Raw genomic sequence first — 22884 nt, 5'->3', positions numbered from 1 at the left:
TCATCCAGGACGCCTTTCGGCCGATGGACCGTCCGGAAGGGACACATCGGGCGGGTTCCAGCCAGGTCAGAGGGCGAGGACCTGACCGGCCGCCCGCAACGCGTCCTGGAGGCGGGACACGTCGACCGACTGGACGGGGCGGCCGGTGCGCGCGGCCTCGACGGCGGCGAGCCCGGCTGCGTGGCCGAGCAGCTGGTACTGCACCTCCATGCGCACCGACGAGAAGGCGACGTGCGAGGCGGAGAGGCAGACCGGGACCAGCAGGTTCGTGCAGTCGGCGAATCGGGGCACCAGCGACCGGTACGGGATCGGGTACGGCCGCACCGGCACGGACAGGTAGCCCTCGGTGAAGACCATCCCGACCGGTTGCGGGTGCTCGGCGACCCAGCGCCATGTGCGCTGCACCTCGCGGATGTCGACGTGGTACGAGCCCATCGCGACGACGTCGTGCTGCGGCCGCGGGGTGGGCAGCAGGTCGTGCTCGGTCAGCACGTACTCGCCGAGCATCCGGCGCGCCTCGCGGACGTAGAGCTGGTGCGGCAGGTGGCCGGTGTCGGCGAACTCGTCGGCGGCGTACCCCCACGCGGACAGCTCCGCCCGCACCGCCGACGGCACCGCCGCGTCGTGCGAGAGGAACCACAGGAAGTCCTGCGCATGATGCAGGTGGTGCAGCCGGATCCGCTCCCGCTCCGCAGGCCCGGCCGACGGGTACGCCCACGCCGACCCGTCCAGCACGCTGAGCGAGAACGGCCCGATCGAGTTGCCGTCGCACTTGCCGTTCGGCAGGTTCAGCTCCAGCCCGAGCAGCTGACCGGCCCGTACCTCGACCCCGTCGCGCCGCCACCGGTCGAAGATGCGCCGGCCCAGCTCCCAGTACGCCTCGTCGTAGCCGTCGCGGCGCTCGAACGGGACCCGGTCCACCGCCTGTGTCAGGCAGACCCGGTAGCCGTAGGACATGACCCCGCCGTCGCCGCTCCCGACCGGCGCCAGCGGGCGGTCGTGCAGCTGCGGCAGCAGGTCGCCGTCGTCGGAGAAGGGCGAGATCCACGGCGGGACGGTGTGCCGGCCCGGCACCAGCTCCTGCCGCCCGGCGTAGCGCTCGCCGTACAGCGACCGGTCCTCGCGCCCGACGGCGTGCGGCACACCCGCCGCCGCGAGCAGGTCGCCCTCGTAGGACGCGTCCACGAACACCGCGCCGCCCGCCGACGACCCGTCCGCGAGCACGACCGACCCGATGGCGCCGTCCGGCCCGAGGGACGCGGCGGCGAGCGACACGCCGAACCGGACGTCGACCCCGGCCTCCTCCAGCCAGCGCGTATAGATGGCCTCGGCGACGTGCGGCTCCGGCCCGGCGAAGCGCCCGACCGGCACGCCGTAGTGGTCGGCGACGGCGCGCCGCAGGTCGCCGGCCATCCCGCCCACCACGCGCGCGTCGCCGACGTCGGTGTAGCCGAGCCCGCCGGACGTCATGCCGCCGACGTGCCGGCCGGGCTCGAGCAGCACCACGGATGCGCCGGCCCGGGCGGCCGCGACCGCCGCGCACACCCCGCCCGAGGTGGCGCCGTAGACGACGACGTCGGTCACGACCGGTACCGCGCCCAGGTCAGCGCCACCAGCGCGAGGTCGTCGGCGGTCAGCTCCTCGCCGGAGTTGTCGATCGACTCGGCGTAGTAGAGCGCAGGCACGGAGCCGGGCCCGAGCGACGCCTGCGCCTCGACGTAGGCCCGCCACTGCTCGCGGCTCGGCATCGGCCACTGGTCGGTGTCGATCAGATGACCCGGCAGACTCGCCGACACGACCGCGTGCCGGAACCGCAGCTGATCGACGACGGCGACCGGCTCACCTGAGGTGTCGCGTTCGAGCACGTCGTTGAGACGGACCATGTCGGTGACGTCGCCGAACGAGGGGTGCGGCGTGTGCGTCACGACCAGCGCGTCCGGCTTGGCCGCCTTCGCCGCGGCGCTCATCGTCGCGAGCAACCGGTGCAGGGCCGCGATGCCCCACGGCCCGTCGGTGGCCCGCAGCGACTCGCCCGACGGCGCCCGCTGGGTGAAGTCGACCTTGAAGCCGTCGGCGTCGAGGCCGTCCGGGCCGATCAGCTCGGTGACGATCCGGGTGAGCCGGGCGAGGTACGCCGGGTTCGCGACGTCGACGGCGACCGCGCGACCGGCCGGGTCGGTGACGCACTCGTCCGCCGGCAGCCCGGCCGGGTCCCAGGCCTTCCACCACAGCAGGACGCGGCGGCCGGAGGCGTGCTGCTTCGCGATCCAGCCGCGCAGGTCCGGCCAGTGGTCCCGGTCGACGGCGCCGGTGCCGTACGAGGCCTGCCAGCGGTCGTCGATGACGACGGTGCCCGGGTCGACGCCGGCCTCGTGCAGCACGCCGAGCAGCTCGTCGTAGACGTCCTGCCTGGCCAGGTCCGCGGCGGCGACGGGGACGGCCGCGGCCGCCGCTCGCGCGCACTGGGCGCCCCAGCCGCAGAAGATCGGTTCCGCCCACCAAGCGGCTCCTGGCGGCGGGTCCGACGGGGCCAGCCCGTGCCCGGCCAGGTCGGCCCGGTGGTCGGCCAGCGCCTGCCACGGGGTGTCGGCCGGCCGCAGCACCAGCGTCGGGGTGCGGAACGAACCGTCCACCGCGGTGTGCCCCTCGTAGTCCAGCCGCAGCAGGAAGCCGCCGTCGAGCGGGTCGTACCGGACGGCGGTCATCGTCAGCTCGTCGACGGGCGCGCGCACCGACATCCCCCACCACTCGCCGGCCGGGACGTCGGCCGGACCGTCGGCGAGCCGCGAGCCCAGCGCCCAGCACAGCGGCGGCGGCGAGAAGATCCCGTGCAGCCGGCCCGGCTCCGCGTCCCCGACGACGCCCAGCGACGATGCGGCGGTCGCCGGGCGGACGACGCTCACGGGCTCCGTCGGAGTGGGGCTGAACAGCGACGCGAACCGGATCGCCGACCGGAACGTGCCCGCGGCACCGCTGGCCAGCACCGCCCGGCCGCCGAGCAGCGACACGTCCGCCAGGCGGCCGGTCCCCGAGACCGTCGCCCACACCTCGATCGCACCGTCGGTGCAGCGCACGTGCACCGCCTTGCGCTCCCACACCGAGCTCGACGCCTCGATCACCAGCTCGACGGCGTCATCCGCCGCAGCGACGACGCGGACGGGCGCGATGTCGTACGACTCGTCCCGGCCGCCGACGAGGTCCAGGCTCGCGAGCAGCGACAGCTCGGTCCAGACCCGCCCCTCGGCATCGCGCAGCACGGCCCGCGGCTGCGCGGGGTGCACCTCCAGCCGGTAGCCGGGGGCGACCACGGTGGTTCCGTCGACGGTCAGCGTCATGTGAACTCCAGATCAGCGGGTTCGGCGTTCCACGACTCCAGCAGCAGCCGCCGGGGTCCGGCATCGTGCCGCCACTCGACGGTGAAGCGGCGGCGCTCGCCCGGCAGGAGCGGCCGCGGGTCGCCGTCGACCACGGCCCAGCCGGTCGACTCCGGTGGCCGGTCGTCGCTGAGCTGCAACCCGATCACCGCCGGGCCGCCGACGTGCGCGACCTCCACCGATTCGCCCCGATGTTCCACGTGGAACCAGATCGTGGCGGGCTCGAGGTCCAGCAGCGGGGTGAGGTCGGCCGCCGTCGACAACGGCAGGCACTCCCGGTCGATCAGCGCCCCGTCGGCATCGGTCCAGCTCAGCTCTACCAGCACGACGGCGGCCGACGGTGTCGTCTCGACGACGAGCCGGCCGATTGCACGAGGGGTGCCGACGGCGTCATCGACCGGCCAGCGTCGCTCGGCCAGCACCTCGCCGGACGCGGAGAGCAGCCGCGCGGTCACCGTCCCGCCCGCCGCGCGGCCGGACCCGGACCAGACCCAGGCCTCCACCTCGACCGGTGCCCCGTCGAACGCGAGCCGGTCCAGCCGGGCCGTCACGCGCTCCGGGGCGAACGCGCGGGCGACGGCGTGGAAGGCCGGCTTCGGCTCGCCGGCGTGGTCGACCACCGCCGTGCACCAGGCGTTCGGGTAGGACTCCGCCAGCTGCCACGGCAGCACCATGCTCGCCCGCGGCCAGCGCCGGCGATCCGCCTCGACGGCGTACGCCAGCCCGCTGGCCTGCAGGAACTGGCTGGCCCGGCGGAACTCGTCCGGCGTGGACAGCCGGCCGCCGAAGCACTCCCGGACCAGCACCGCGTTGTTCCACCAGTCGCCGAGGTGCCGGTAGACGGGATTCTCGCGGCCGACCGGCCAGCGGTCGTCGGGCGGCACCAGCGCGCTCCAGAGCCGCCGGTTGGCCATGCCCTCGACGCCGAACTCGGTGTGCGCCAGCGCGCTGCCGCCGTTGTAGAGCGCGTAGTGCGCTGTCAGCCCCTGGTGCTCCCAAGGCCCGTGCACGTCGTGCCCGCCGTCGCGGAAGTGGAAGCGCGGCCCGGTCGGCGACGTCGGCACCCAGTGCCGGCCCGGGTCCAGCCGCGCCACCTCGTCGCGCAGCGCCGCCAGCGCGGGGGAGCGCTCATCGGCCAGCGGCCCGGCATCGTCCTCGAGCTCGTTGCCGCCGCCCCACATCAGCAGCGACGGGCGATGAACGCGCGGGGGCACGACGGCGTCCGCTTCGGCCCGCAGGTGGGCGACGAACGCCGGGTCGTCCGAGGGCGCGCTCTGCATACCCGAGCTGGACTGCGAGAACTCCTGCCAGACGAACAGTCCGGCCCGGTCGCAGGCGGCGTAGAACTCCGGCGTCTCGACCAGCCCGCCGCCCCAGACCCGGAGCAGCCGCGCCCCGGAGCGCCGGGCCAGGCCGACCAGGTGCTCGACCTTCGCGTCGGTGATCTCGCCGTACAGCGCGTCGGCCGGCGCCCAGTTCCAGCCGGTCAGCTCGACCGGCCGGCCGTTGACGACCGCCGTGCAGGGGAGCGCGCCGGCCGGCGCGTCCTCGTTGCCCACGAAGCGCACGTGCCGGAACCCCGTCACGACGCGGTGGGCGGCGTCGGCACCCACGCGCACCACCACCTCGTACAGCGGCTGCTCGCCGAGCCCGTTCGGCCACCACAGCGCCGGCTCCGGCACCACGACGGCGCCGCCGATGACGCCGTCGGCGCCCATCTCGAGCGGCCCGGACGCGACGACGGCGCCCTCGAACCGGACCTCGACGGAACCGTCGGCTGCCGCCGTCGCCCCACCGGAGACGTGCACCGTCGCGCTCGCCAGATCCGAAGCGACGACCGGCCGCACCGAAACGCCGTCCAGGTGCACCGTGCCGATCTCCAGCCGCACTCCGCGCCAGATGCCCTGGTGCACCAGCCGCGGGCAGAAGTCCCAGCCGTAGCCCATCCGCGGCGCGTGCACGCGGACCCGGTCGGTGCGGCCGACCTGTGGCTCGGTCGCCGGCGCGGGGTCGACCACGACCGCCAGCCGGTGCTCGCCACCGTCGGCCACCAGCGCCGTCACGTCGAACCGGGCGGAGCGGTACAGCCCGCCCACGGCACCCACGCGCGCGCCGTCGACGAACACCGTCCCGCCGGGGTCGACGCCGTCGAGGCACAGCACGGCACGCTCGCCGTCCCGCAACGGCCGTGGGAGACCGAACGAGCGCCGGTACACCCACGACCGCGTGCTCACCCACTCAGCGAACCGCGAGTGGCGCCCCACGTACGGCGACGGCAGCTCGCCGGCCCGGTGCAGGTCGGCGATGACCGCACCGGGCACCCGGGCCGCCAGCCATCCCGGCGCCTGTGCCACGACGCCGGCCGCGGCACCGGCGTTGTTGCGTGCCGCGACCGGCTGGTCCACGTACCACTGCCAGGTGTCGCCGAGCGCTTCCCGAACCGACCACGCACCACCGAGGTCGACCGTCGTCACCCCTTGCTGCCGGTCGTCGCGATGCCCTGCACGAAGTGCCGCTGACCCAGGAAGAACAGGATGATCATCGGGACCGTCGTGATGACGCTCGCGGTGACCACGATCTCCCAGTGCCACTCGCCGCCGAAGCCGTACTGGTCCAGCAGCGCCTTCAGGCCGCGCGGGACGGTGAAGTTGTCGCTGTCGCGCAGGTAGATCAGCGGACGCAGCAGGTCGGTCCAGATCGCCTGGAACTCGAAGAGCAGCGTGATGATCAGCGCCGGTTTGCACAGCGGCATGGCGATGCGGGTGAAGATCGTCCAGTTGTTCGCGCCGTCGATCCTGGCCGCGTCGAACAGCTCCCGTGGCAGGCCGAGGAAGAACTGGCGCAGCAGGAAGATGTAGAACGCGCTGCCGAACAGGTTCTGCGCCCACAGCGGCGTCAACGTGTCGACCATGCCCAGGCTGTTCCAGATGAGGAACTGCGGGATCATCGTCACCGCGCCCGGCAACATCATCGTCGCGAGCACCACGCCGAACAGGAAGTTGCGGGCCCGGAACCGGAAGTACGCGAAGCCCCAGGCCACCATCGCGCTGCTGATCGTCACCGTCACTGCCGCGAGCACCGTCACCAGGACGGTGTTCCACAGCCACAGCGCCATGGGCGCTTCCTGCCAGACGTTCAGGTAGTTGTCGAACGTGAACGTCTCGGGGATGAGCCGGTTGTCGAACACGTCGCCACGGGGCTTGAACGACGCGCTGAGCAGCCAGAGGAACGGGTAGATGAAGACCAGCGTGGCCAGGATGAGCCCGGCCCAGATCAGCACCTTGCCGACCGTGACCCTGAGCCGGCGCGGCGGGCGCGGGGGTACCTGCCGTTCGGGCTCCGTCGTCGCCGCATCGAGCCGCGTCTGCGTCGTCATCGCTGCTCACCCTCGTAGTAGACGAAGCGCCGGCTGACCTTGATCTGGATCGCGGTGAAGATCATGATGATCACGAACAGCAGCCAGGCCATCGCCGAGGCGTAGCCCATGTTCAGGAACTCGAACGCCTGGCGGAACAGGTAGATCACGTAGAAGAGCGCCGCGTCGTTGCTGTAGGTCGTGTTGCCCGAGCCGAAGAACGCCGTGTACGCCTCGGTGAACGTCTGGAACCCCGCGATCGTGTTGACGATGACGATGAAGAACAGCGCGCCGCTGATCATCGGCACGGTGATCCGCATCGTGGTCTTCCACCAGCCGGCGCCGTCGACCTTCGCGGAGTCGTAGAGCTCCTGTGGCACGTTGCGCAACGCCGCCAGCAGGATGATCACCGACGAGCCGACCGACCACAGGCTCATGAGGATCAGGCCGGGCTTCACCCAGTTCGGGTCCGTGGTCCAGTCGGGACCGTCGATGCCGAACCAGCTCAGGCCCTCGTTGATCAGGCCGCTCTGCCCGTTGAACAGCAGCAGGAGCAGGATGCCGACGGCGACCGGCGGCGTCATCTTCGGCAGGAAGAAGGCGGTGCGGAAGAACCCGGACGCCCGCCCGGCCCTGTCCAGCAGCAGCGCCAGGGCCAGCGACACGACGACGTAGACCGGCACCTGGATGACGGTGAAGAAGAAGGTGTTCCACAGCGCCGTCGCGAGCTTGGGGTCGCGGAACAGCTCCTCGTAGTTCTCGAACCCGACGAAGTTCGGGTCGTTGATCACGTCGTAGTCGGTCAGCGACAGATACGCGCTGTAGATGATCGGCCACGCCGTGAAGATCAGGAACCCGAGGATCCACGGGCTGATGAACAGCAGCGCCGCCCTGGTCTCCCGCCGGCGGCCGATGCGGCGCGCCCGGGCCGCTCGGTCATCACCGAGCGTCCCGGGCGCGTTGACCTGCGTGCGGGCCAAGGCGTCAGCCCTCTTCTTTCTCGTCCCAGGTCGCCCACGCCTCGTCCAGCGCGGACTGGGCCTCCTCCTGGGCCTGCGCGAGCGCGTCGGCCGGCTCCTGCTGGCCGTTGAGGACCCGGTTCACGGCGTCCTGCCACGCGGTCTTGAACTCCGCGTCGGCCGGGTTGGCCGGGAGGGTGAACGTGTGCTCGTTGGCGTCGTAGGTCGCCTGGACCGCGGCGTCCCACTTCTCGTCACCGCTGGGCGTCACGAACTGGTCCTGGATCTCCTGGTCGGCCTCGGCGTTGCCGGTCAGCAGGCCGGTGAACGGCTTGCCGTCGGCCTCGCGCAGGTCGACGCGCGCCTGGGCAGCGGCGATCCAGCTGTCGGTCTGCGTCATGGTCTTGATGAACCGGCAGGCGGCCTCGGGGTTGGAGCTGTTGTCCGGGATCGCCCAGGCCGAGCCCGACGCGTAGGCCAGCGGCTCGCCCTCGCGGTCGCGCACGGTGTCATAGGCCATCGGCGCGTCCGGCGACACGTCGTTGACCACGTTGACGTACCACTGCTCCATCGGCATGGCGCCCAGCACGTTGGTGGCGAACTGGTTGCCGGCGCCGAAGAAGTCCGCGGAGTCGCGGAACGCCTTGACCGTGCCGAAGCCGCCTTGGGCGTCGTAGATGCCGACCGCCCACTCCAGCGCCTCGACCACCTTCGGGTCGTCCAGCTGCGCCGTCCGGCCGTCCTCGGAGAGCAGGTCGGCGCCGTTGGCCTTCGCCCACAGCGGCAGGAACTCCGGCAGCTTGCTGTCGTAGCCGATGACGGAGACGCTGTTGCCGCTGCCCTGGAAGAGTGCCTGGTTGGCGGCGCTGACGGCGTCCCAGTCCGAGCCGTTGACGTCGTCGAGCGTGAGCCCGGCGGCCGCCAGCAGGTCGGCGTTGGCCTGGGTGATCTGCACCTGGTTGAACTCGGGGATGCCGTAGACGCTGCCGTCGAACGTCACCTGGTTCAGCGCCGGCTCGTTGTAGATCGAGGTGTCGATGCCCTCGCCGTCGATGCACGAGTCGAGCGAGATGATCGCGCCGCGCGAGGCGAACGTGCCGATCTGGTCGCGGTTGGCGTAGACCAGCTCCGGCGGCTCGCCGGTGGCGACCGCGGACAGGAACTGCTGGATGTCGAGGTCACCCTCGATGAGGCTGATCTCGGCGGGGGCGACGGCCTCGGTGGCCAGGTCGAGTCGGGTCTGCCCGATCTCGTCGGTCGCGCCGAAGCCCATGACGTCGAGCTCGCCGCTCAGCTCCGCCTCGGGGTCGAACACGGTGCCGCCGCCGGTCTCGTCGTCGGACGAGTCGTCACTGGTGCCCTGCGCACAACCGGCGAGCACCAGACCGGCCGTCAACGCCACCGCGCTCCACCTGACGGCTGCTGTCTTCATGGACCGTCCTCCACTTCAGAGGAGGGCGCCGGGGATCGCGGCGCCCGAACGTCAGGAGCGACGTCCAGGACGGAGCGCCGCGTCTGTCCATACGAGTACGGAACCGCCCATACCCCTTGCGGAGGTCGGGCAGTCCGGCTCCGACGCCGGGAACCAGGCGAGGTCACCCGATGTGGCATCGTTGCCATGTGAGAACGTACCCACACTCGGAGGAGGCGTCAACAAGTCCGGGTTAACGAAACGGATACGTGCTGTTCCGACGCTGGTCAGGAAGTCTGGGTGACCTGGACCAGCCGCCGCGCCGCGAGCTCGAGCGACGTGAGCAGGGGGGTGCCCTCGGCCGGTTCCCGGGTGTTCCGGGAGACCGCGCCCGCCATGGACGCCTGGGCCAGGACGACGACGTTCACCCGGCCGGTCCAGCGGCCGATCGCATCGGCCACGAGGGCGTCGTGGCGGGCGGTGTCGCCGGCCTCGCGGGCGCGGCCGGCCTCCTCGAGCAGCTCGACCTCGACGGTGACGGCGACGCCCGCCGCCGCGGCGCTGCGGTGCACCAGCCGCTCGGTCGGGCCGACGGTGGACGCGACGGTCGCCAGCACGCCGACCGTGCCGCCGTCGCCGGCCAGCTCGACCGCGCGGTCGGCCATGCCCTGGTCGACCCGCACGACGGGGAGGGTGCCGTCGAGCCGCGCCGCGACCTGCTCGGTGGCCTCGCCCAGCGTCGAGCACGTGACCAGGACGCCGTCGGCCCCACGGTCGCGCAGGTGAGCGACGTGCGCGGCCAGCCGGTCGACGATCTCCGGCGTGACGCCGCCCGCGGTGATCGAGGCGTGCAGCAGCCAGGGGTCGATGACGTGGAGCTGCTCGGTGTCGGGCCGGGCGGCCTGCGCGGCCTGTGCGGCCTGTGCGGCCACGAGGTCGTGGAACGTCGCCGGCAGCGCGGGGACGGTGTGGATCAGGCCGTACCGGGTCATGACGTCTCCTGCCAGGGTGTCGCGTGCTCGTCGACGATGCGGGTCAGCCGCTCGAGCCGGGGCGCCGACCGCACGGCGAGCTCGGTCAGCGGCCGTCCGACGACGTCGCTCCAGAGTGCCCGCCCGGCCAGGAACCCCGACGCACCGGCCCGGCAGGCGGCCTCGACGGCGGCCGGGAAGCGGTCCAGCGCCACGCCCTGCGAGAGCACCACCCAGGGGCCCGTGACCGCGTCGTCCAGCTCGCGGCAGGCGTCCAGCAGCGCGGCCGGCTCGCCCTCGCCGGCACTCGGGACCTGCGCCTTGTACAGGCTCTGGCCCAGGACGGACAGCTCGCGGGCGGCCTCGGTGATCGCCGTATTCAGGTCCCAGCTGCCGTCGGCCAGCTCGGCGGGCGTGGCGCGGACCACCGGCTCGAGCACCGACAGCACGCCCCTCTCGGCGGAGCGGCGCACGAACTCGCGGGCCAGCTCGACCCGTTGCTCGCGCCGCTCGTCGCGACGCCAGACGATCAGCAGCTTCACGCCGTCGACGCCGTCGAGGTCGGTGCCCTCGGCCAGGAAGTCGGGGTCGAGCGCGGTCTCCTCGACCGGCCCGCCGTCCTCCTGGGTGAGCGCGTCGACGGCGAGGATCAGCCCGCAGCCGGCGGGCAGCAGCCGCCCGTCGCGCAGTTCGTCGAAGCCGTAGCGGCGGTCGATGAGGAAGCCGGACGCGAGGTCGCCGAGGCTGCGGGCGACCTCGAGCTTGAACGCGGTGAGGACGTCGTCCGCCGGCCGGCCGGCACCGGCGTCGTCGAACATCGTGCGCAGGCTCTCGCGCTGGTCCATGGCGACCATGGCGAGGCCGCCGCCGGGCCGGGCCAGGGCGTCGAGGGTGGGGTGGCTCATGCGGACCAGTCTGTTCGAAGTCGAACAAACCGAGCAAGAAGTGTCCGATCCTTGACATTGTCGTGCGGGTCGCGGTTGGCTGGCCCCGTGCGCTACACCGACGCGTCGCGCCGGCGCGACGAGCTGCTGGGGCGGCTGCGGGCGGCCGGCTACCTGTCGGCTGCCCATGCGGCGGCCGACCTCGAGGTCTCCGAGATGACCATCCGGCGCGACCTGCGCCAACTGGCGATCGACGGGCTGGCGGTCCGCGTCACCGGCGGCGCCCGGCTCCCCGACGGCGACGGCGTCCCGTTCGAGCTGCGGTCGGACCGGTACGCGGCGCAGAAGACGGCGGTGGCGACGGCGGCCGCCCGGTTGCTGCCGCCGGGTGCGACTGTCGCGCTGGACTCCGGGACCACGCTCGCCCGGCTGGCCGAGCTGCTGCCCGCCGGCCTCACCGTCGTCACCCACTCGGTGCCCGTGGTGACGGCGTGCGCGTCGCGGCCGGACCTGCGGCTCATCGGCCTCGGCGGCGTCTACAACCCGGCGACGCGCTCGTTCGGCGGGCCGGCGGTCCGGGCGGCGCTGCAGGACATCGTCGTCGACCTCGCCGTGCTGTCGGCGACGGCGGCCGGACCGGACGGCGTCTACTGCTCGGACCCGTACGACGCCGAGACGAAGCAGGCACTCGCCGCCGCGGCGCGCTCGGTGGTCGTCGCCGCCGACGGGTCCAAGCTGGCGGCCCGCGCGCCGATCCGGTTCGCCGGCCTCGACGCGGTGTCGGTCCTGGTCACCGACCCGTCCGCGGATGAGGACGCGGTGCGGGCCATCCGGGACGCCGGCGTGCAGGTCGAGGTCGCCCGGGCGACCGTCAGCGAGCGGGCTGAGCCTGCCACCACCTGACCGTCTCGGCGACGCCGTCGTCGAGGGAGGTCGGCCGCTGCCCGAACGTGGCCTCGAAGTCCGACGAGTCGAGCACGAACGGCCGCGAGAACTGGTGCCGGGTCTCCTTCAGCTCGCGCATCATCGGCACGGCCAGACCCATGGCGTCCTGGACCCAGTACGGCACGCGGCGGATGCGGGCCGGCGCGGTGCCGGCGATCGCGGCGGCGCGGTCCGCCAGCTCGCGGGCCGAGAACGGCGCCGCCGTCGGCACGTGCCAGGCGCGGCCGTACGCCCGCTCGTCGCTCCCGGCGGTGGCCAGTGCGGCGGCGACGTCGTGGACGTAGGTCCAGCTGCGGCTGACCGTCGGGTCGCTCAGGTAGGTGGCGGGCTTGCCGGCGAGGATCGGCGGGAAGAACCGCTCGCCCACGTGGCCCTGGTCGCGCACGCCGGGGCCGTAGTAGTCCGACGCGCGCAGCTCGGTCATGCGGATGCGGCCCTCCTCGTGCGCCCGCAGCGTGTCGGCCCACATGCGGGCCCGCACCTGCCCCTTCACGCCCGGGCTGCTGAGCGGCAGGTCCTCGGTCATCGGGCCGCTGACCTCGCCGTACGGGTACAGGTTGGCGAGCGTCGTGAGCACCGCGCCGGTGGTCTGGGCGGTGCCGAGGAGCGCGGCGGCCATGGGCGGCCAGTCCTGCGTCCAGCGGTGGTACGGCGGGTTGGCGCAGTTGTAGAGGACGGCGGCGCCCTGCGTGACCTGCGTCAGCCGGGCCTCGTCGGCCCCGCTGGCGGCGACCTTCGCGACGCCGTCGGGCCCTGATCCCGACCGGCTGACCACGACGACCTCGTGCCCGTCGCCGGCCAGCCGGGTGGCCAGCAGCGTCCCGATCTGCCCGGCGCCGACGATGACGTGCTTGCTCATGACCTGCTCCTCTTGCGTGTCTGTCGCTCCGTTTCGAGAGCAATGCTCTCTCTTTGCACCGCGGATGTCAAGAGCGGTGCTCTCACTTCAGTGCGCTGCTCTGCTACAGTCGCGGCATGAACGCCGGCCGCACCGCACGCGCACGCGCCCGGGCCGAGCTGACCAGAGAGATCACTCAGATCGGCCGCCGTCAGCTCGGCACCGAGGGCGCCACCGGACTGAACCTGCGCGCCATCGCCCGCGAGCTGGGCATGGTGTCCTCGGCCGTCTACCGGTACTTCCCCAGCCGCGACGACCTCCTCACGGCGCTCATCATCGACGCCTACAACGCCGTCGGCGACGCCGTCGAGCAGGCCGACGCCGCGTGTGCCCGCGACCGCTACGCCGAGCGGTGGAGCGCGGTCGGCCACGCCGTCCGCGACTGGGCATTGGCGCACCCACACGAGTACGCGCTGCTCTATGGCTCGCCGGTGCCCGGGTACCAGGCACCCTCTGACACCGTCGCGCCCGCCGTCCGCGACACCGCCGTCTACGGGCGCATCCTCAGCGAGGCGTACGCGGCCGGTGTGCTCGACCTGCCCGGCGGGTTCCCGGTGCCGCCGCCGTCGTTCAGCGGCGACGCCGACGTGGTCCGCGAGCTCATGCCCGGCCTGCCCGACGACCTCGTCGCCCGCGCCATCGCCGCCTGGACCGGGCTGTTCGGCTTCGTCAGCTTCGAGGTCTTCGGCCAGTTCGCCAACGTCATCGAGGACCGTCGGTCGCTCTTCGACCACCAGATCCGCACGCTCGGCCGGCTGATCGGCCTTCCGGGGGTTGACCTCAACGCCGGTTGAGGTTGGAAGGTGGAGGGCATGCCTCCTCGTCCGCCGTCCCCGTCGCTGTTCAGCCGCGCCCACCTGCCGCTCGCCGTCAGCGCCGTGGCGCTGGTGACGCTCGGCGCGTTCGAGAACCGGGCCGTCGGCACCGCGCTGCCCACGCTGGTGCGCGACTTCGACGCCGTCAGCAGCTTCGGACTGGCCGCGGCCGCGCCGATCGCCGCCTTCGTCGCCTCGCTCGCGCTGGCCGGAGTGTGGGCCGACCGGGCCGGCCCGGTGCCGCCGCTGCGGGCCGGCGTGGTCACGTTCGCGGTGGCGCAGGTGCTGGTGGGGACGGCCGGCGGGATGCCGCAGGTGATCGCCGGCCGGCTGCTCAGCGGGCTGGCCGAGGGGCTGATCGACGTCGGGATCATGGTGCTGATCGCGCGGGCCCTGCCGGAAGAGCTGCGGCCGCGGATGTTCTCGCTGTTCGCGGCGTCCTGGATCCTGCCGTCCGTCGTCGGGCCGTTCCTGACCGGTCTGGTCACCGAGGCGGCTGGGTGGCGCTGGGTGTTCCTGGGCGCGCTGGCGGTGCTGGTGCCGGTCTGGCTGGTCCTTCGGCCGGTCCTGCGCACGGTGTCGTCAACGACGGCGGTGTCGTCGACGGCGTCCGCGGCCCGGCCGGGTGGGCCGAGTGGGGCGGGTGGGGCGCTGGCGGTGCTGCCGTGGGCGGTCGTGGCGGCGGCCTCGGCGTTCGGGCTCTCGCTGGCGGGCGAGCACCTGGCCGCCGACCCCGTCCCCGCCGTCGCCGTCGTGGTGGCGGGAGCGGCAGGCGTGGGGATCGCGGCGGTGCGGCTGCTCCCTCGCGGCACGTTCCGGCTCCGCCGCGGGCTGCCCGCCGTCGTGGCTCAGCGGGCGTTCACGGCGACTGCCATCGGCGCGGTCGGCGCCTGGCTGCCGTTGCTGCTCACCCTGGTGCACGGCTTCACCGCGACGACGGCGGGCATCAGCCTGACCCTCACCGGCGTCATGTGGGCGCTCGGTTCCTGGCTGCAGGCCCGCGACCACGGCTACCCGCCGGCGACGGTGCTGCGGGCCGGGCTGGCGGCGATGACGGCCGGACTCGCGGTGGCGGCGCTGCTCGCCTGGCCCGCGGTGCCGCCGGGCGTCGGACTGGCCGGCTGGGCGCTCGCGGGCGTCGGCATGGGGCTGGCGTCGCCGGTGCTGTCGTTGCTGACCCTCGCCGCGTCGGACTCGACCAACCAGGGCCGCAACGTCGGCGCCGCTCAGCTGGCCGGGTCGCTGAGCACGGCGGCCGCGCTGGCCGTCAGCGGGGCCGCGGTCGCCCTGGCCGGCCCCGGTCCGGCGACCTTCGCCGGCATCCTCGTGGCCGGCGGCGTGGCGGCGCTGGCCGGACTGCTGAGCGCCGGTCGCGTGGTCGGAGAGCGCGAACCGGCAGCTGACGCCGTCGCCGCCGATGACGAGGTGGTGCCGGCAGCCGCCCGGGCCCGGTGAGGTCGGGTTGGTCCGCGTCGCTACGCTGCCCGCGTGGCCGACGACGTGGAGAGGCACTGGCCGGGCCGGCCGGTGCACGAGCTCGAGGAACGACTGACCGACCGGGTCGAGGAGCTCGCTCTGCTGACGGCCAGCCTGGCGGAGCGGCCGGCGAACCTGGTCGCGCTGGGGACCGAGGCACTCGCCGTCGCCGGGCTGCGGTCACTGCTCGAGTCCGAGGCCGACCTGACGGCGCCGCTACGACTCGCGGGACGTGCGCTCGGTGCGGCGGGGGCCCTGCTCGGGACCGATGCGCCGCTGTCGGTCGACCTCGGTGGCGGAACCGGTCCGGTGACGCTGCCGCCGCTGACCACGCGGCCGGTCGGGCTGAGCCCCCGGCGGCTGGTCCAGGCCGCGCACGCCGCGCTCGCGAGCCGCGACACCGCCGCCCTCGAGCTGATCGCCGCCGTGCCCATCGATCGGACGACGCGGCAGCCGGATGCGGCGTCGGCCGCGGAGGCCGCGTACGGCCTGGCACACGCGCGCGGGCTGCAGCTGCTGTTCCGCGGCGACGCCGCCGGCAACGACCTGCTGCTCGAGGCCATCCGCGGCTGCACCGACGAGGGCCTGCATCCGGCGGCGCGCGACTACGCGCTGTTCGTGGTCTCGCCGGAGATCGAGCTCACCCTGCTGCACGCCCAGGCCGACGCCGAGCGGTTCGACCAGGCGCTGCGGAACGCGCTGGCCCTGCACCGCCGCTACTGGACCGAGGTCGAGGCCAACCCGGGCGAGCCGCAGGACTCCGATCCGGCCGGCTTCGTCGCGCTCGGGCCGCTGGCCTGGACGGCGCTGCGACACGACCTCGGCCTGCCGGTGGGCGTGCGGTCCGGCTACCTGCCCGCTGCTGTCGTCACGGGGACCACCGCGCCCTGAGCGTCGCCCTCGACGAGGTCCGCGTAGACGCGCGCGACGTCGGCAGCGGGCGTCCCGTTGGTGGGGTCCCAGCCGAACGCCGCGAGCGACTCGCGCACCCACCCCGGTGCGACCAGATTGAGCCTGAGGCTGCGCGGGAGCTCCGGCGCGGCCGCCTCGACGAACGCCGCCAGGCCCGCATTGACCAGGGCACCGAACGACCCGCCCGGCAGCGGCTCCGTGAACGTGCCCCCGGTCAGCGTGATCGAGCCGTTCCGGTTGAGGTGGTGCAGCGCCGTCCGGGCCAGCCGCACCTGGCCGAGCAGCTTGCCCGAGAGTCCGGCCGTGAACTCGGTATCGCTCGCGGTGACGAGGTCGGCGGTGGGCGCGTTCGCCGCACAACACACGACGGCGTCGACGTCCGTCACGGTCCGGAACAGCGCCTCGACGGATGCCGCATCCGCGACGTCGACGGCGACCGGCCCTCGCCGGGAGGCCGCGACCACCTCGTGCCCGCGTCCGGCCAGCTCCGCCGCCACCGCCGACCCCACGACCCCGCTCGCCCCGATGACCACGATCTTCACGTGGGGCTCCTCCGTATCGCCTCTGGGGTGTCTGACGGATCACTGATCCCTCAGCCACCCACGATGATCATCCAGGATCGGCGGTGCCACCACACCCCAGATCCTGGATGATCACGCACCGCCCGGGACCGACACCCTGGCCAGACACCGCGGCGACGATCAGCCCAGCCAAGGCACCAAGGTCGGCTGGAACCCCATCGGTGGAAGATCTCAGCATGATCGGTGTGGCGATGCTGTCGCCCCGTCCGACGACCCGTCGAACGATCCCTGAGGTCGGCACGCCGCCGCCGCGGTCAAGGTCGGAGCCCGCCTAAGCACTCGGTGCAGAACGTCGAAGATCCCGGCCGGGAACGAACCTGACCGGGACCTTCGGTGTGATGTGCGCGAGGGGGGAGTTGAACCCCCACGCCCTTTCGGGCACACGGACCTGAACCGTGCGCGTCTGCCTATTCCGCCACCCGCGCTAGGTGCGGCACCAAGGTTAACACGCTCCGGCGGGTGGTCGATTCCACGATCCGGGGGTGTGGATGTCAGCATGGGCGGGAAGCTTTGTCAGAGCCGCCGGAACCAGCCGCCAGCCGTCCTTCGTCACATAAGGTTGCGACGGCCGTTTCCGCACGGGCCCGATCAAGGTCGCAGCCGCACCAGCGCGCTGCGCGCCGTTACGATCAGGGTCTTGCCAGCGGCGGCACCGGGCGCGAGACGTGAAGGGAGGTACCCAGTGGGAGTGTTGCAACGCTTCGAGCGCAGGCTCGAGAGCATGGTTCAGGGTGCGTTCACCAGGGCATTCCGCTCAGAGGTGCAGCCCGTCGAGATCGCGGCGGCCATCCAGCGCGAGCTCGACAACAACGCGCAGATCGTCAGCCGCGACCGTTCGCTCGTGCCGAACGACTTCGTCGTCGAGCTGGGGCCGAGCGACTACGACCGGCTCGCTGCCTACATCGGCACCTTGGCCACGGAGCTGGTCGAGCTGGCCCGCGAGCACGCCGACCTGCAGCACTACGCGTTCACCGGTCCGGTCGGGGTCGGGTTCGAGCGGCACGAGGACCTCGGCACGGGCGCATTCCGCATCCGCAGCGCCGTCCGGGCCGGAGTCGACCGCGGGGCCTCGTTCGCGCCCACGTCCACCACCGAGCGTCACGCCGACGCCTTCCTCGTCATCAACGGCACCCAGCACCCGGTGCTTCCGCCCGGCGTCGTGCTGGGCCGCGGCAGCGAGTGCGACCTTCGCATCGACGATCCCGGCGTCTCGCGCCGGCATCTGGAGATCCGCGTGTATCAGCAGGGCCCGCAGTCCCAGCTGGTCGCCGTCGACCTCGGGTCCACCAACGGGACGGTCGTCGACGGCGCCCGCGTCGGGCAGGCGCCGCTCTCCGACGGATCCCGCATCGTGATCGGGTCCACCGTGATCGACGTCCGCCGGCGCAGCCCCGGGAGGTGAACGAGTGTCGGAACTGACACTCACGGTCATCAAGCTCGGCTTCCTCGCCGTGTTGTGGCTGCTGATCCTCTCCGTGACCTCGGCCATGCGTGCCGACCTCTTCGGCGTGCGGCCGCCGAAACAGCCGAAGCCGCAGCGCGAAGCGCGCGAGCAGGCGAAGCAGAACCGCCAGCCGCGCGGCGCCAAGGGCACCCCGACCAGTGCGTTCATCGTCGAGGGACCTGACACCGGCAAGACGGTGGCGCTCGACGGCACCCCGGTCACGTTCGGCCGCGGCGCCGACTGCACGGTGCCGCTGTCCGACGAGTACGTGTCGACGCAGCACGCCAGGTTGCGGTTCCACGAGGGCCAGTGGTTCGTCGAGGACCTCGGGTCGACCAACGGCACGTACTTCGGCAACCAGCGGCTCACGCGCAGCACGCCGGTCACCGCCCGAAGCCGGTTCCGGCTCGGGAAGACCGTCGTCGAGCTGCGGAAGTAGGGCTCGATGCCGTTGACGCTGCGCTACGTCGCGCGCTCTGACGTCGGCCTGGTCCGGGAGGGCAACGAGGACTCCGGCTACGCCGGGCCCTACCTCCTGGCCGTCGCCGACGGCATGGGCGGGCACGCAGCCGGCGAGGTCGCCAGCCAGGCCGCCATCGACGAGCTGGTCCTGGCCGAGCAGGATCCCCGCGACACCGATCCGCTCGAGACGCTGACCGCCGCCATCGAGGCGGCCAACAAGCGCATCCGGCAGCTCATCGTCGACGACTCCAGCCGCGAGGGCATGGGCACCACGGTCACGGCGCTGCTCTGGACGGGCAGCACGCTCGGCCTCGGGCACATCGGCGACTCCCGCGCCTACCTGCTGCGCGACGGCGCCATCCGGCAGCTCACGCACGACCACACCTTCGTTCAGTCGCTGGTCGACGAGGGCCGCATCACGCTCGAGGAGGCCGGCGTGCACCCGGCCCGCTCGCTGATCCTCAAGGCGCTGCAGGGGCAGGGCGACGTCGACCCCGACCTGCAGATGCTCGACGTCCGGCCGGGCGACCGCCTGCTGGTGTGCAGCGACGGCCTCACCGGCGTCGTCTCCGACGCCACCCTCGAAGAGACCATGGGCGGGCTTCCCGGGCTCGACGACGCCGCCGACGAGCTGGTCCGCCTCGCCCTCGCCGGCGGCGCGCCCGACAACGTCACGCTGGTGCTGGCCGACGTCGTCGAGACCGACCGGCCGCGCGAGCCCGACGACACCGCCGAGGCGTTCCTCGTCGGCGCGGCCGCCAGCAACGAGGAGCCGCCGCCCGAGCGGCCGCACCGCCGCCGCCCCGGAGCCGCCCTGCGCGCCCTCGTCGGCGCCGAAGAGAGCCACCCGAAGCCGACGGCCGAGGACCTCGAGGCCATGCGCTACGCCCCGCAGCCGCCCCGGCGCCGCCGCTGGCTGCGGACGCTGGTCATCGTCGCCGCCATCGCCGCGGTGGGCTGGGTGGCGCTGAACTTCGCCAGCGGCTGGGTCCGCGACCAGTACTACGTCGGCGACAGCAACGGCCAGGTGGCCATCTACCAGGGCGTCAGCCAGGAGATCGGGCCCATCCGGCTGTCCGAGCTGCACGACATCCCCGGCGGACTGCCGGTCGAGTCGCTGCCAGAGCTCTACCGCCAGCAGGTCACCGACACCATCACCGCCGACGATCTCGACGACGCCACCGACGTGGTCCAGCGGCTGCGGCTCGAGGCCTGCCGGGCGCACGAGCGGCTCGACGGCGGCGAGTCCCCCTCGCCGACCCCGACCCCCACACCCACGCCGACGGCGACCACGCCGCCCGCGACCCCGCCGGCCACCGCGGCGCCGCGCGCGGGCACCGCGACCCCCACCCCGACCCCGACGCCCACACCCACCGACGGCGCCACGCCCGGCACCGAGGACGGCTGGCTCGGCGGCGAGGTCGGCTTCCCCGGCCTGCTCTGCTCGGGGGTGTCGTCATGAGCCTCGATCGCGCCCGCGCCCGCTCCGAGGCGCCTGCTGTAGAGGCCGTCGCCCCGCGCCGCGGCCGGGGCACCGAGCTCATCCTGCTGATCTTCGCCATCGGCATCGCGACGTTCGCCTACGTGAGCGTCGACCTCGGCGCGCTCGGCCGGGTCCCGCCGAACGCGCTGGCGTACCTGGGTGGCCTGTCGGTGGCGACGGCCATCGCACACGTCGTCATCCGCATCCGCGCGCCGTACGCCGACCCCGTCATCCTGCCCATCGTCGTCACGCTGTGCGGGCTGGGCCTGGCCATGATCCACCGCATCGACCTCGCCAGGGGCACCACCCACGCCACCACGCAGCTGACCTGGATGGCGGTCGGCGTCGCCCTGTTCGTCGCCGTGCTGATCGTCGTCCGCGACCACCGGGTGCTGTCGCGGCTGCCGTACCTCGCCGGGCTCGGCGGGCTGCTGCTGCTGGTACTGCCGCTGCTGCCTGTCATCGGCCACTCCATCCGCGGCGCCCGCATCTGGATCAACGTCGGGCCCATGACGTTCCAGCCGGGCGAGGCCGCCAAGATCATCCTGATCATCGCGTTCGCCGCCTACCTGGTACAGACCCGCGACGCGCTCGCCCTGGCCGGACGCCGGTTCCTCGGCGTCGACCTGCCGCGGGCCCGCGACCTGGGGCCGATCCTGCTGGTCTGGGTCGGCGCCCTGGGCATCCTGGTGGTCCAGAACGACCTCGGCCCGTCGGTGCTGCTGTTCGGCATCTTCGTGCTGATGATCTACGTGGCCACCGAGCGGATCTCGTGGATCATCCTCGGCCTGCTCCTGATCCTGGCCGGCGGGTTCGCCGCCAACGCCGTCGTCTCGCACGTCGCCGAGCGGGTCGACTACTGGATGGACCCGTTCATCGACCCGACCGGCCAGGTGGCACAGTCGCTCTACGGGCTGGCGTACGGCGGCCTGCTCGGCACCGGCCTGGGCCAGGGCCGCCCGGATCTCACGCCGATCGCCGAGAGCGACTTCATCGGCTCGGCACTGGGCGAGGAGCTCGGCCTGACCGGGCTGATCGCGATCATCCTGCTGTACGCGCTGCTGGCCTCGCGGGGCCTGCGGGCCGGCCTGCTGCTGCGCGACCCGTTCGGCAAGCTGCTGGCCGCGGGGCTGGCCGCCGGCTTCTTCCTGCAGGTGTTCATCGTGCTCGGCGGCGTCACCCGGCTCATCCCGCTGACCGGCCTGACCACGCCGTTCCTGTCCCTCGGTGGCTCGTCGCTGGTCATGAACTGGGTGCTCGTGGCGCTGCTGATCCGGCTGTCCGACGCCGCCCGCCGGCCTACGCCCCCGTCGTCGTCACCGTCGCCGCTGACTGACACCGCCGTCACCCAGGTGGTGAGAATCCGATGAACTCGCCGATCCGGCGCATCTCCGCGGGCTGCCTGCTGCTCTGCATCGCGCTGCTCATCAACGCCACGTACGTGCAGGCGTTCTGGGCCGACGACCTCAACGCGCGGTCCGAGAACCGCCGCGTGCTGCTCGACGAGTACTCCCGCGAGCGCGGCCCGATCCTGCTCGCCGACGACACCCCCGTCGCACAGTCGGTGCCGGTGGACGACGAGTACCAGTTCCTGCGGCAGTACCCCGGCGAGGCCATCTACGCGCCGCTGACCGGCTACTACTCGTACACCTTCGGCCGGACGGCGCTCGAGCGGGCACAGAACGACATCCTGTCCGGCGACGACGACCGGCTGTTCGTCCGCCGGCTCATCGACCTCGTCACCGGCGAGGAGCCGCGCGGCGGGGCGGTCCGGCTGACCATCGACCCCGCGGCGCAGCAGGCGGCGTGGGACGGACTGACGGACGAGGGCTTCAAGGGGGCCGTGGTCGCGATCGACGTGCAGACCGGCGCCATCCTGGCCATGGTCAGCACGCCGTCGTACGACCCCAACCCGATGGCCAGCCACTCCTTCGAGGTCCAGCAGGAGACCCGCGACGCGCTGGCGGCCGACCCCGACAAGCCCGACCTCAACCGCGCCATCGCGCAACGGCTGCCACCGGGCTCGGTGTTCAAGCTGGTCACGGCCGCCGCCGCGCTCGAGTCGGGCGAGTTCGAGCCCGACACCGAGGTGCCCGGGCCGGCCGACTACGACCTCCCGCAGTCGACGCGCCCGCTGCCGAACCAGAATGGCGAGGCCTGCCTCGACGGCACGCCCACGCTCACCGAGGCGCTGCGCATCTCGTGCAACACCGCGTTCGCCTACCTTGGCAACGAGCTCGGCGACGACGCGCTGCGCGAGCAGGCCGAGAAGTTCGGCTTCGGCACCCAGCCGCTGACGAACGACGACATGAACGCGGCGACCAGCATCTTCCCGCCCGACCCCGACGAGCCGCAGACGGCGCTGTCGGCCATCGGCCAGTTCGACGTCCAGGCGACGCCGTTGCAGATGGCCATGGTGTCGGCGGCCATCGCCAACGACGGCGTCCTCATGGAGCCGTACCTGGTCCGCGAGGTCAGCGGTCCGGACCTCGTCAGCCCCATCGAGCGGACGGAGCCCGAGGAGCGCACCCGCGCCGTCTCGCCCGAGACCGCCGAGGAGCTGACGCAGATGATGGTCGACGTCGTCGAGAACGGCACCGGCGAGAACGCGCGGATCGACGGCATCGAGGTCGCCGGCAAGACCGGCACCGCGCAGAGCTCGCCGGAACGCCCGCCGTACGCGTGGTTCACGTCGTTCGCGCCGGCCGACGAGCCCAGCGTGGCGGTCGCCGTCGTCATCGAGGACGCGCCCGACACCGCACGCGACGACATCGGCGGCGGACGGCTCGCGGCCCCCATCGCCAGGGCGGTCATGCAGGCGGTGCTGGGATCGTGAGCATCTTCACTGTTCGGTCAGGAGCAGCGCGGGGGTGCCCGGAACGGGTAGCCTGCGCGGGGTTGAGTCGAGAAAGGG

19 protein-coding genes and 1 tRNA gene are annotated in these 22884 nt (G+C 73.0%); 9 read left to right on the top strand and 11 right to left on the bottom strand.

Going from position 1 to position 22884, the window contains the following annotated elements:
* Positions 1 to 66: 66 nt before the first annotated feature.
* From HD601_RS09310 to HD601_RS09275, 8 genes are all read right to left on the bottom strand, one after another.
* Entirely contained in the window at positions 67 to 1584 is a 1518-nt protein-coding gene (locus tag HD601_RS09310) for an FAD-dependent oxidoreductase (RefSeq protein ID WP_221440736.1), read from the bottom strand.
* On the bottom strand, positions 1581 to 3335 hold the full coding sequence (locus tag HD601_RS09305) for an alpha-amylase family protein (RefSeq protein ID WP_184821257.1): 1755 nt from the start codon (positions 3333 to 3335) through the stop codon (positions 1581 to 1583). Before HD601_RS09305 ends, HD601_RS09310 begins: the two co-directional genes overlap by 4 nt.
* The gene (locus tag HD601_RS09300; protein WP_184821255.1) at positions 3332 to 5848 is read right to left on the bottom strand and encodes a glycosyl hydrolase 2 galactose-binding domain-containing protein; all 2517 of its coding nucleotides are present in this window, start codon (positions 5846 to 5848) and stop codon (positions 3332 to 3334) included. Before HD601_RS09300 ends, HD601_RS09305 begins: the two co-directional genes overlap by 4 nt.
* Complete coding sequence (locus tag HD601_RS09295; protein ID WP_184821253.1) at positions 5845 to 6750, bottom strand: carbohydrate ABC transporter permease; 906 nt, start codon at positions 6748 to 6750, stop codon at positions 5845 to 5847. The genes HD601_RS09300 and HD601_RS09295 overlap by 4 nt, the downstream gene beginning before the upstream one ends.
* Positions 6747 to 7709 (bottom strand): carbohydrate ABC transporter permease, encoded by a 963-nt coding sequence (locus HD601_RS09290; RefSeq protein WP_184821251.1) that lies wholly within the window; start codon positions 7707 to 7709, stop codon positions 6747 to 6749. Before HD601_RS09290 ends, HD601_RS09295 begins: the two co-directional genes overlap by 4 nt.
* 4 nt (positions 7710 to 7713) lie before the next feature.
* Positions 7714 to 9120: an extracellular solute-binding protein gene (locus HD601_RS09285; RefSeq protein ID WP_184821249.1), complete on the bottom strand. Its 1407-nt coding sequence runs from the start codon at positions 9118 to 9120 to the stop codon at positions 7714 to 7716.
* Between the two features lie 266 nt (positions 9121 to 9386).
* Positions 9387 to 10091 (bottom strand): aspartate/glutamate racemase family protein, encoded by a 705-nt coding sequence (locus HD601_RS09280; RefSeq protein WP_184821247.1) that lies wholly within the window; start codon positions 10089 to 10091, stop codon positions 9387 to 9389.
* Positions 10088 to 10975, bottom strand: coding sequence for a hypothetical protein (locus tag HD601_RS09275; RefSeq protein WP_184821245.1), 888 nt, complete (start codon positions 10973 to 10975; stop codon positions 10088 to 10090). Before HD601_RS09275 ends, HD601_RS09280 begins: the two co-directional genes overlap by 4 nt.
* Positions 10976 to 11062: 87 nt before the next feature.
* Between HD601_RS09275 and HD601_RS09270 the strand changes: the two genes are divergently transcribed.
* Entirely contained in the window at positions 11063 to 11857 is a 795-nt protein-coding gene (locus HD601_RS09270; RefSeq protein ID WP_184821243.1) for a DeoR family transcriptional regulator, read from the top strand.
* Here HD601_RS09270 and HD601_RS09265 read toward each other — a convergent pair.
* Positions 11826 to 12758, bottom strand: coding sequence for an NAD-dependent epimerase/dehydratase family protein (locus tag HD601_RS09265; protein WP_184821241.1), 933 nt, complete (start codon positions 12756 to 12758; stop codon positions 11826 to 11828). The genes HD601_RS09270 and HD601_RS09265 overlap by 32 nt on opposite strands.
* A 116-nt stretch (positions 12759 to 12874) precedes the next feature.
* On the opposite strand from HD601_RS09265, the gene HD601_RS09260 reads away from it, so the two are divergent.
* From HD601_RS09260 to HD601_RS35580, 3 genes are read left to right on the top strand one after another with little or no spacing between them, the layout of a single operon-like run.
* Entirely contained in the window at positions 12875 to 13591 is a 717-nt protein-coding gene (locus tag HD601_RS09260) for a TetR/AcrR family transcriptional regulator (RefSeq protein ID WP_184821239.1), read from the top strand.
* Positions 13592 to 13609: 18 nt separating this feature from the next.
* Positions 13610 to 15067 (top strand): MFS transporter, encoded by a 1458-nt coding sequence (locus HD601_RS09255; RefSeq protein WP_184821237.1) that lies wholly within the window; start codon positions 13610 to 13612, stop codon positions 15065 to 15067.
* Between the two features lie 33 nt (positions 15068 to 15100).
* Positions 15101 to 15979, top strand: coding sequence for an Imm49 family immunity protein (locus tag HD601_RS35580; RefSeq protein ID WP_184821235.1), 879 nt, complete (start codon positions 15101 to 15103; stop codon positions 15977 to 15979).
* Here HD601_RS35580 and HD601_RS09245 read toward each other — a convergent pair.
* Both HD601_RS09245 and HD601_RS09240 read right to left on the bottom strand, forming a co-directional pair.
* Entirely contained in the window at positions 15937 to 16542 is a 606-nt protein-coding gene (locus tag HD601_RS09245) for a short chain dehydrogenase (RefSeq protein WP_184821233.1), read from the bottom strand. The two genes, HD601_RS35580 and HD601_RS09245, sit on opposite strands and share 43 nt — an antisense overlap.
* Positions 16543 to 16922: 380 nt before the next feature.
* A tRNA-Leu gene (locus HD601_RS09240) sits at positions 16923 to 17006 on the bottom strand.
* Between the two features lie 71 nt (positions 17007 to 17077).
* Between HD601_RS09240 and HD601_RS09235 the strand changes: the two genes are divergently transcribed.
* Genes HD601_RS09235 through HD601_RS09215 form a run of 5 tightly spaced genes read left to right on the top strand, consistent with a single transcriptional unit; the run spans position 17078 to position 22806 of the window.
* Positions 17078 to 17983 (top strand): FHA domain-containing protein, encoded by a 906-nt coding sequence (locus HD601_RS09235; RefSeq protein WP_281386595.1) that lies wholly within the window; start codon positions 17078 to 17080, stop codon positions 17981 to 17983.
* Positions 17984 to 17987: 4 nt separating this feature from the next.
* Positions 17988 to 18464: an FHA domain-containing protein FhaB/FipA gene (locus tag HD601_RS09230; RefSeq protein ID WP_184821229.1), complete on the top strand. Its 477-nt coding sequence runs from the start codon at positions 17988 to 17990 to the stop codon at positions 18462 to 18464.
* Positions 18465 to 18470: 6 nt separating this feature from the next.
* Complete coding sequence (locus HD601_RS09225) at positions 18471 to 19949, top strand: PP2C family protein-serine/threonine phosphatase (RefSeq protein WP_184821227.1); 1479 nt, start codon at positions 18471 to 18473, stop codon at positions 19947 to 19949.
* Positions 19946 to 21340 carry an FtsW/RodA/SpoVE family cell cycle protein gene (locus HD601_RS09220; RefSeq protein ID WP_184821225.1) on the top strand — a complete coding sequence of 465 codons (1395 nt, stop codon included), beginning with the start codon at positions 19946 to 19948 and terminating at the stop codon, positions 21338 to 21340. Before HD601_RS09225 ends, HD601_RS09220 begins: the two co-directional genes overlap by 4 nt.
* On the top strand, positions 21337 to 22806 hold the full coding sequence (locus HD601_RS09215) for a peptidoglycan D,D-transpeptidase FtsI family protein (RefSeq protein WP_184821223.1): 1470 nt from the start codon (positions 21337 to 21339) through the stop codon (positions 22804 to 22806). The genes HD601_RS09220 and HD601_RS09215 overlap by 4 nt, the downstream gene beginning before the upstream one ends.
* The last annotated feature ends 78 nt before the right edge of the window (positions 22807 to 22884 follow it).

Source organism: Jiangella mangrovi, assembly GCF_014204975.1.
GTDB lineage: Bacteria > Actinomycetota > Actinomycetes > Jiangellales > Jiangellaceae > Jiangella > Jiangella mangrovi.
This window is presented reverse-complemented; position numbering and strand designations above follow the sequence as displayed.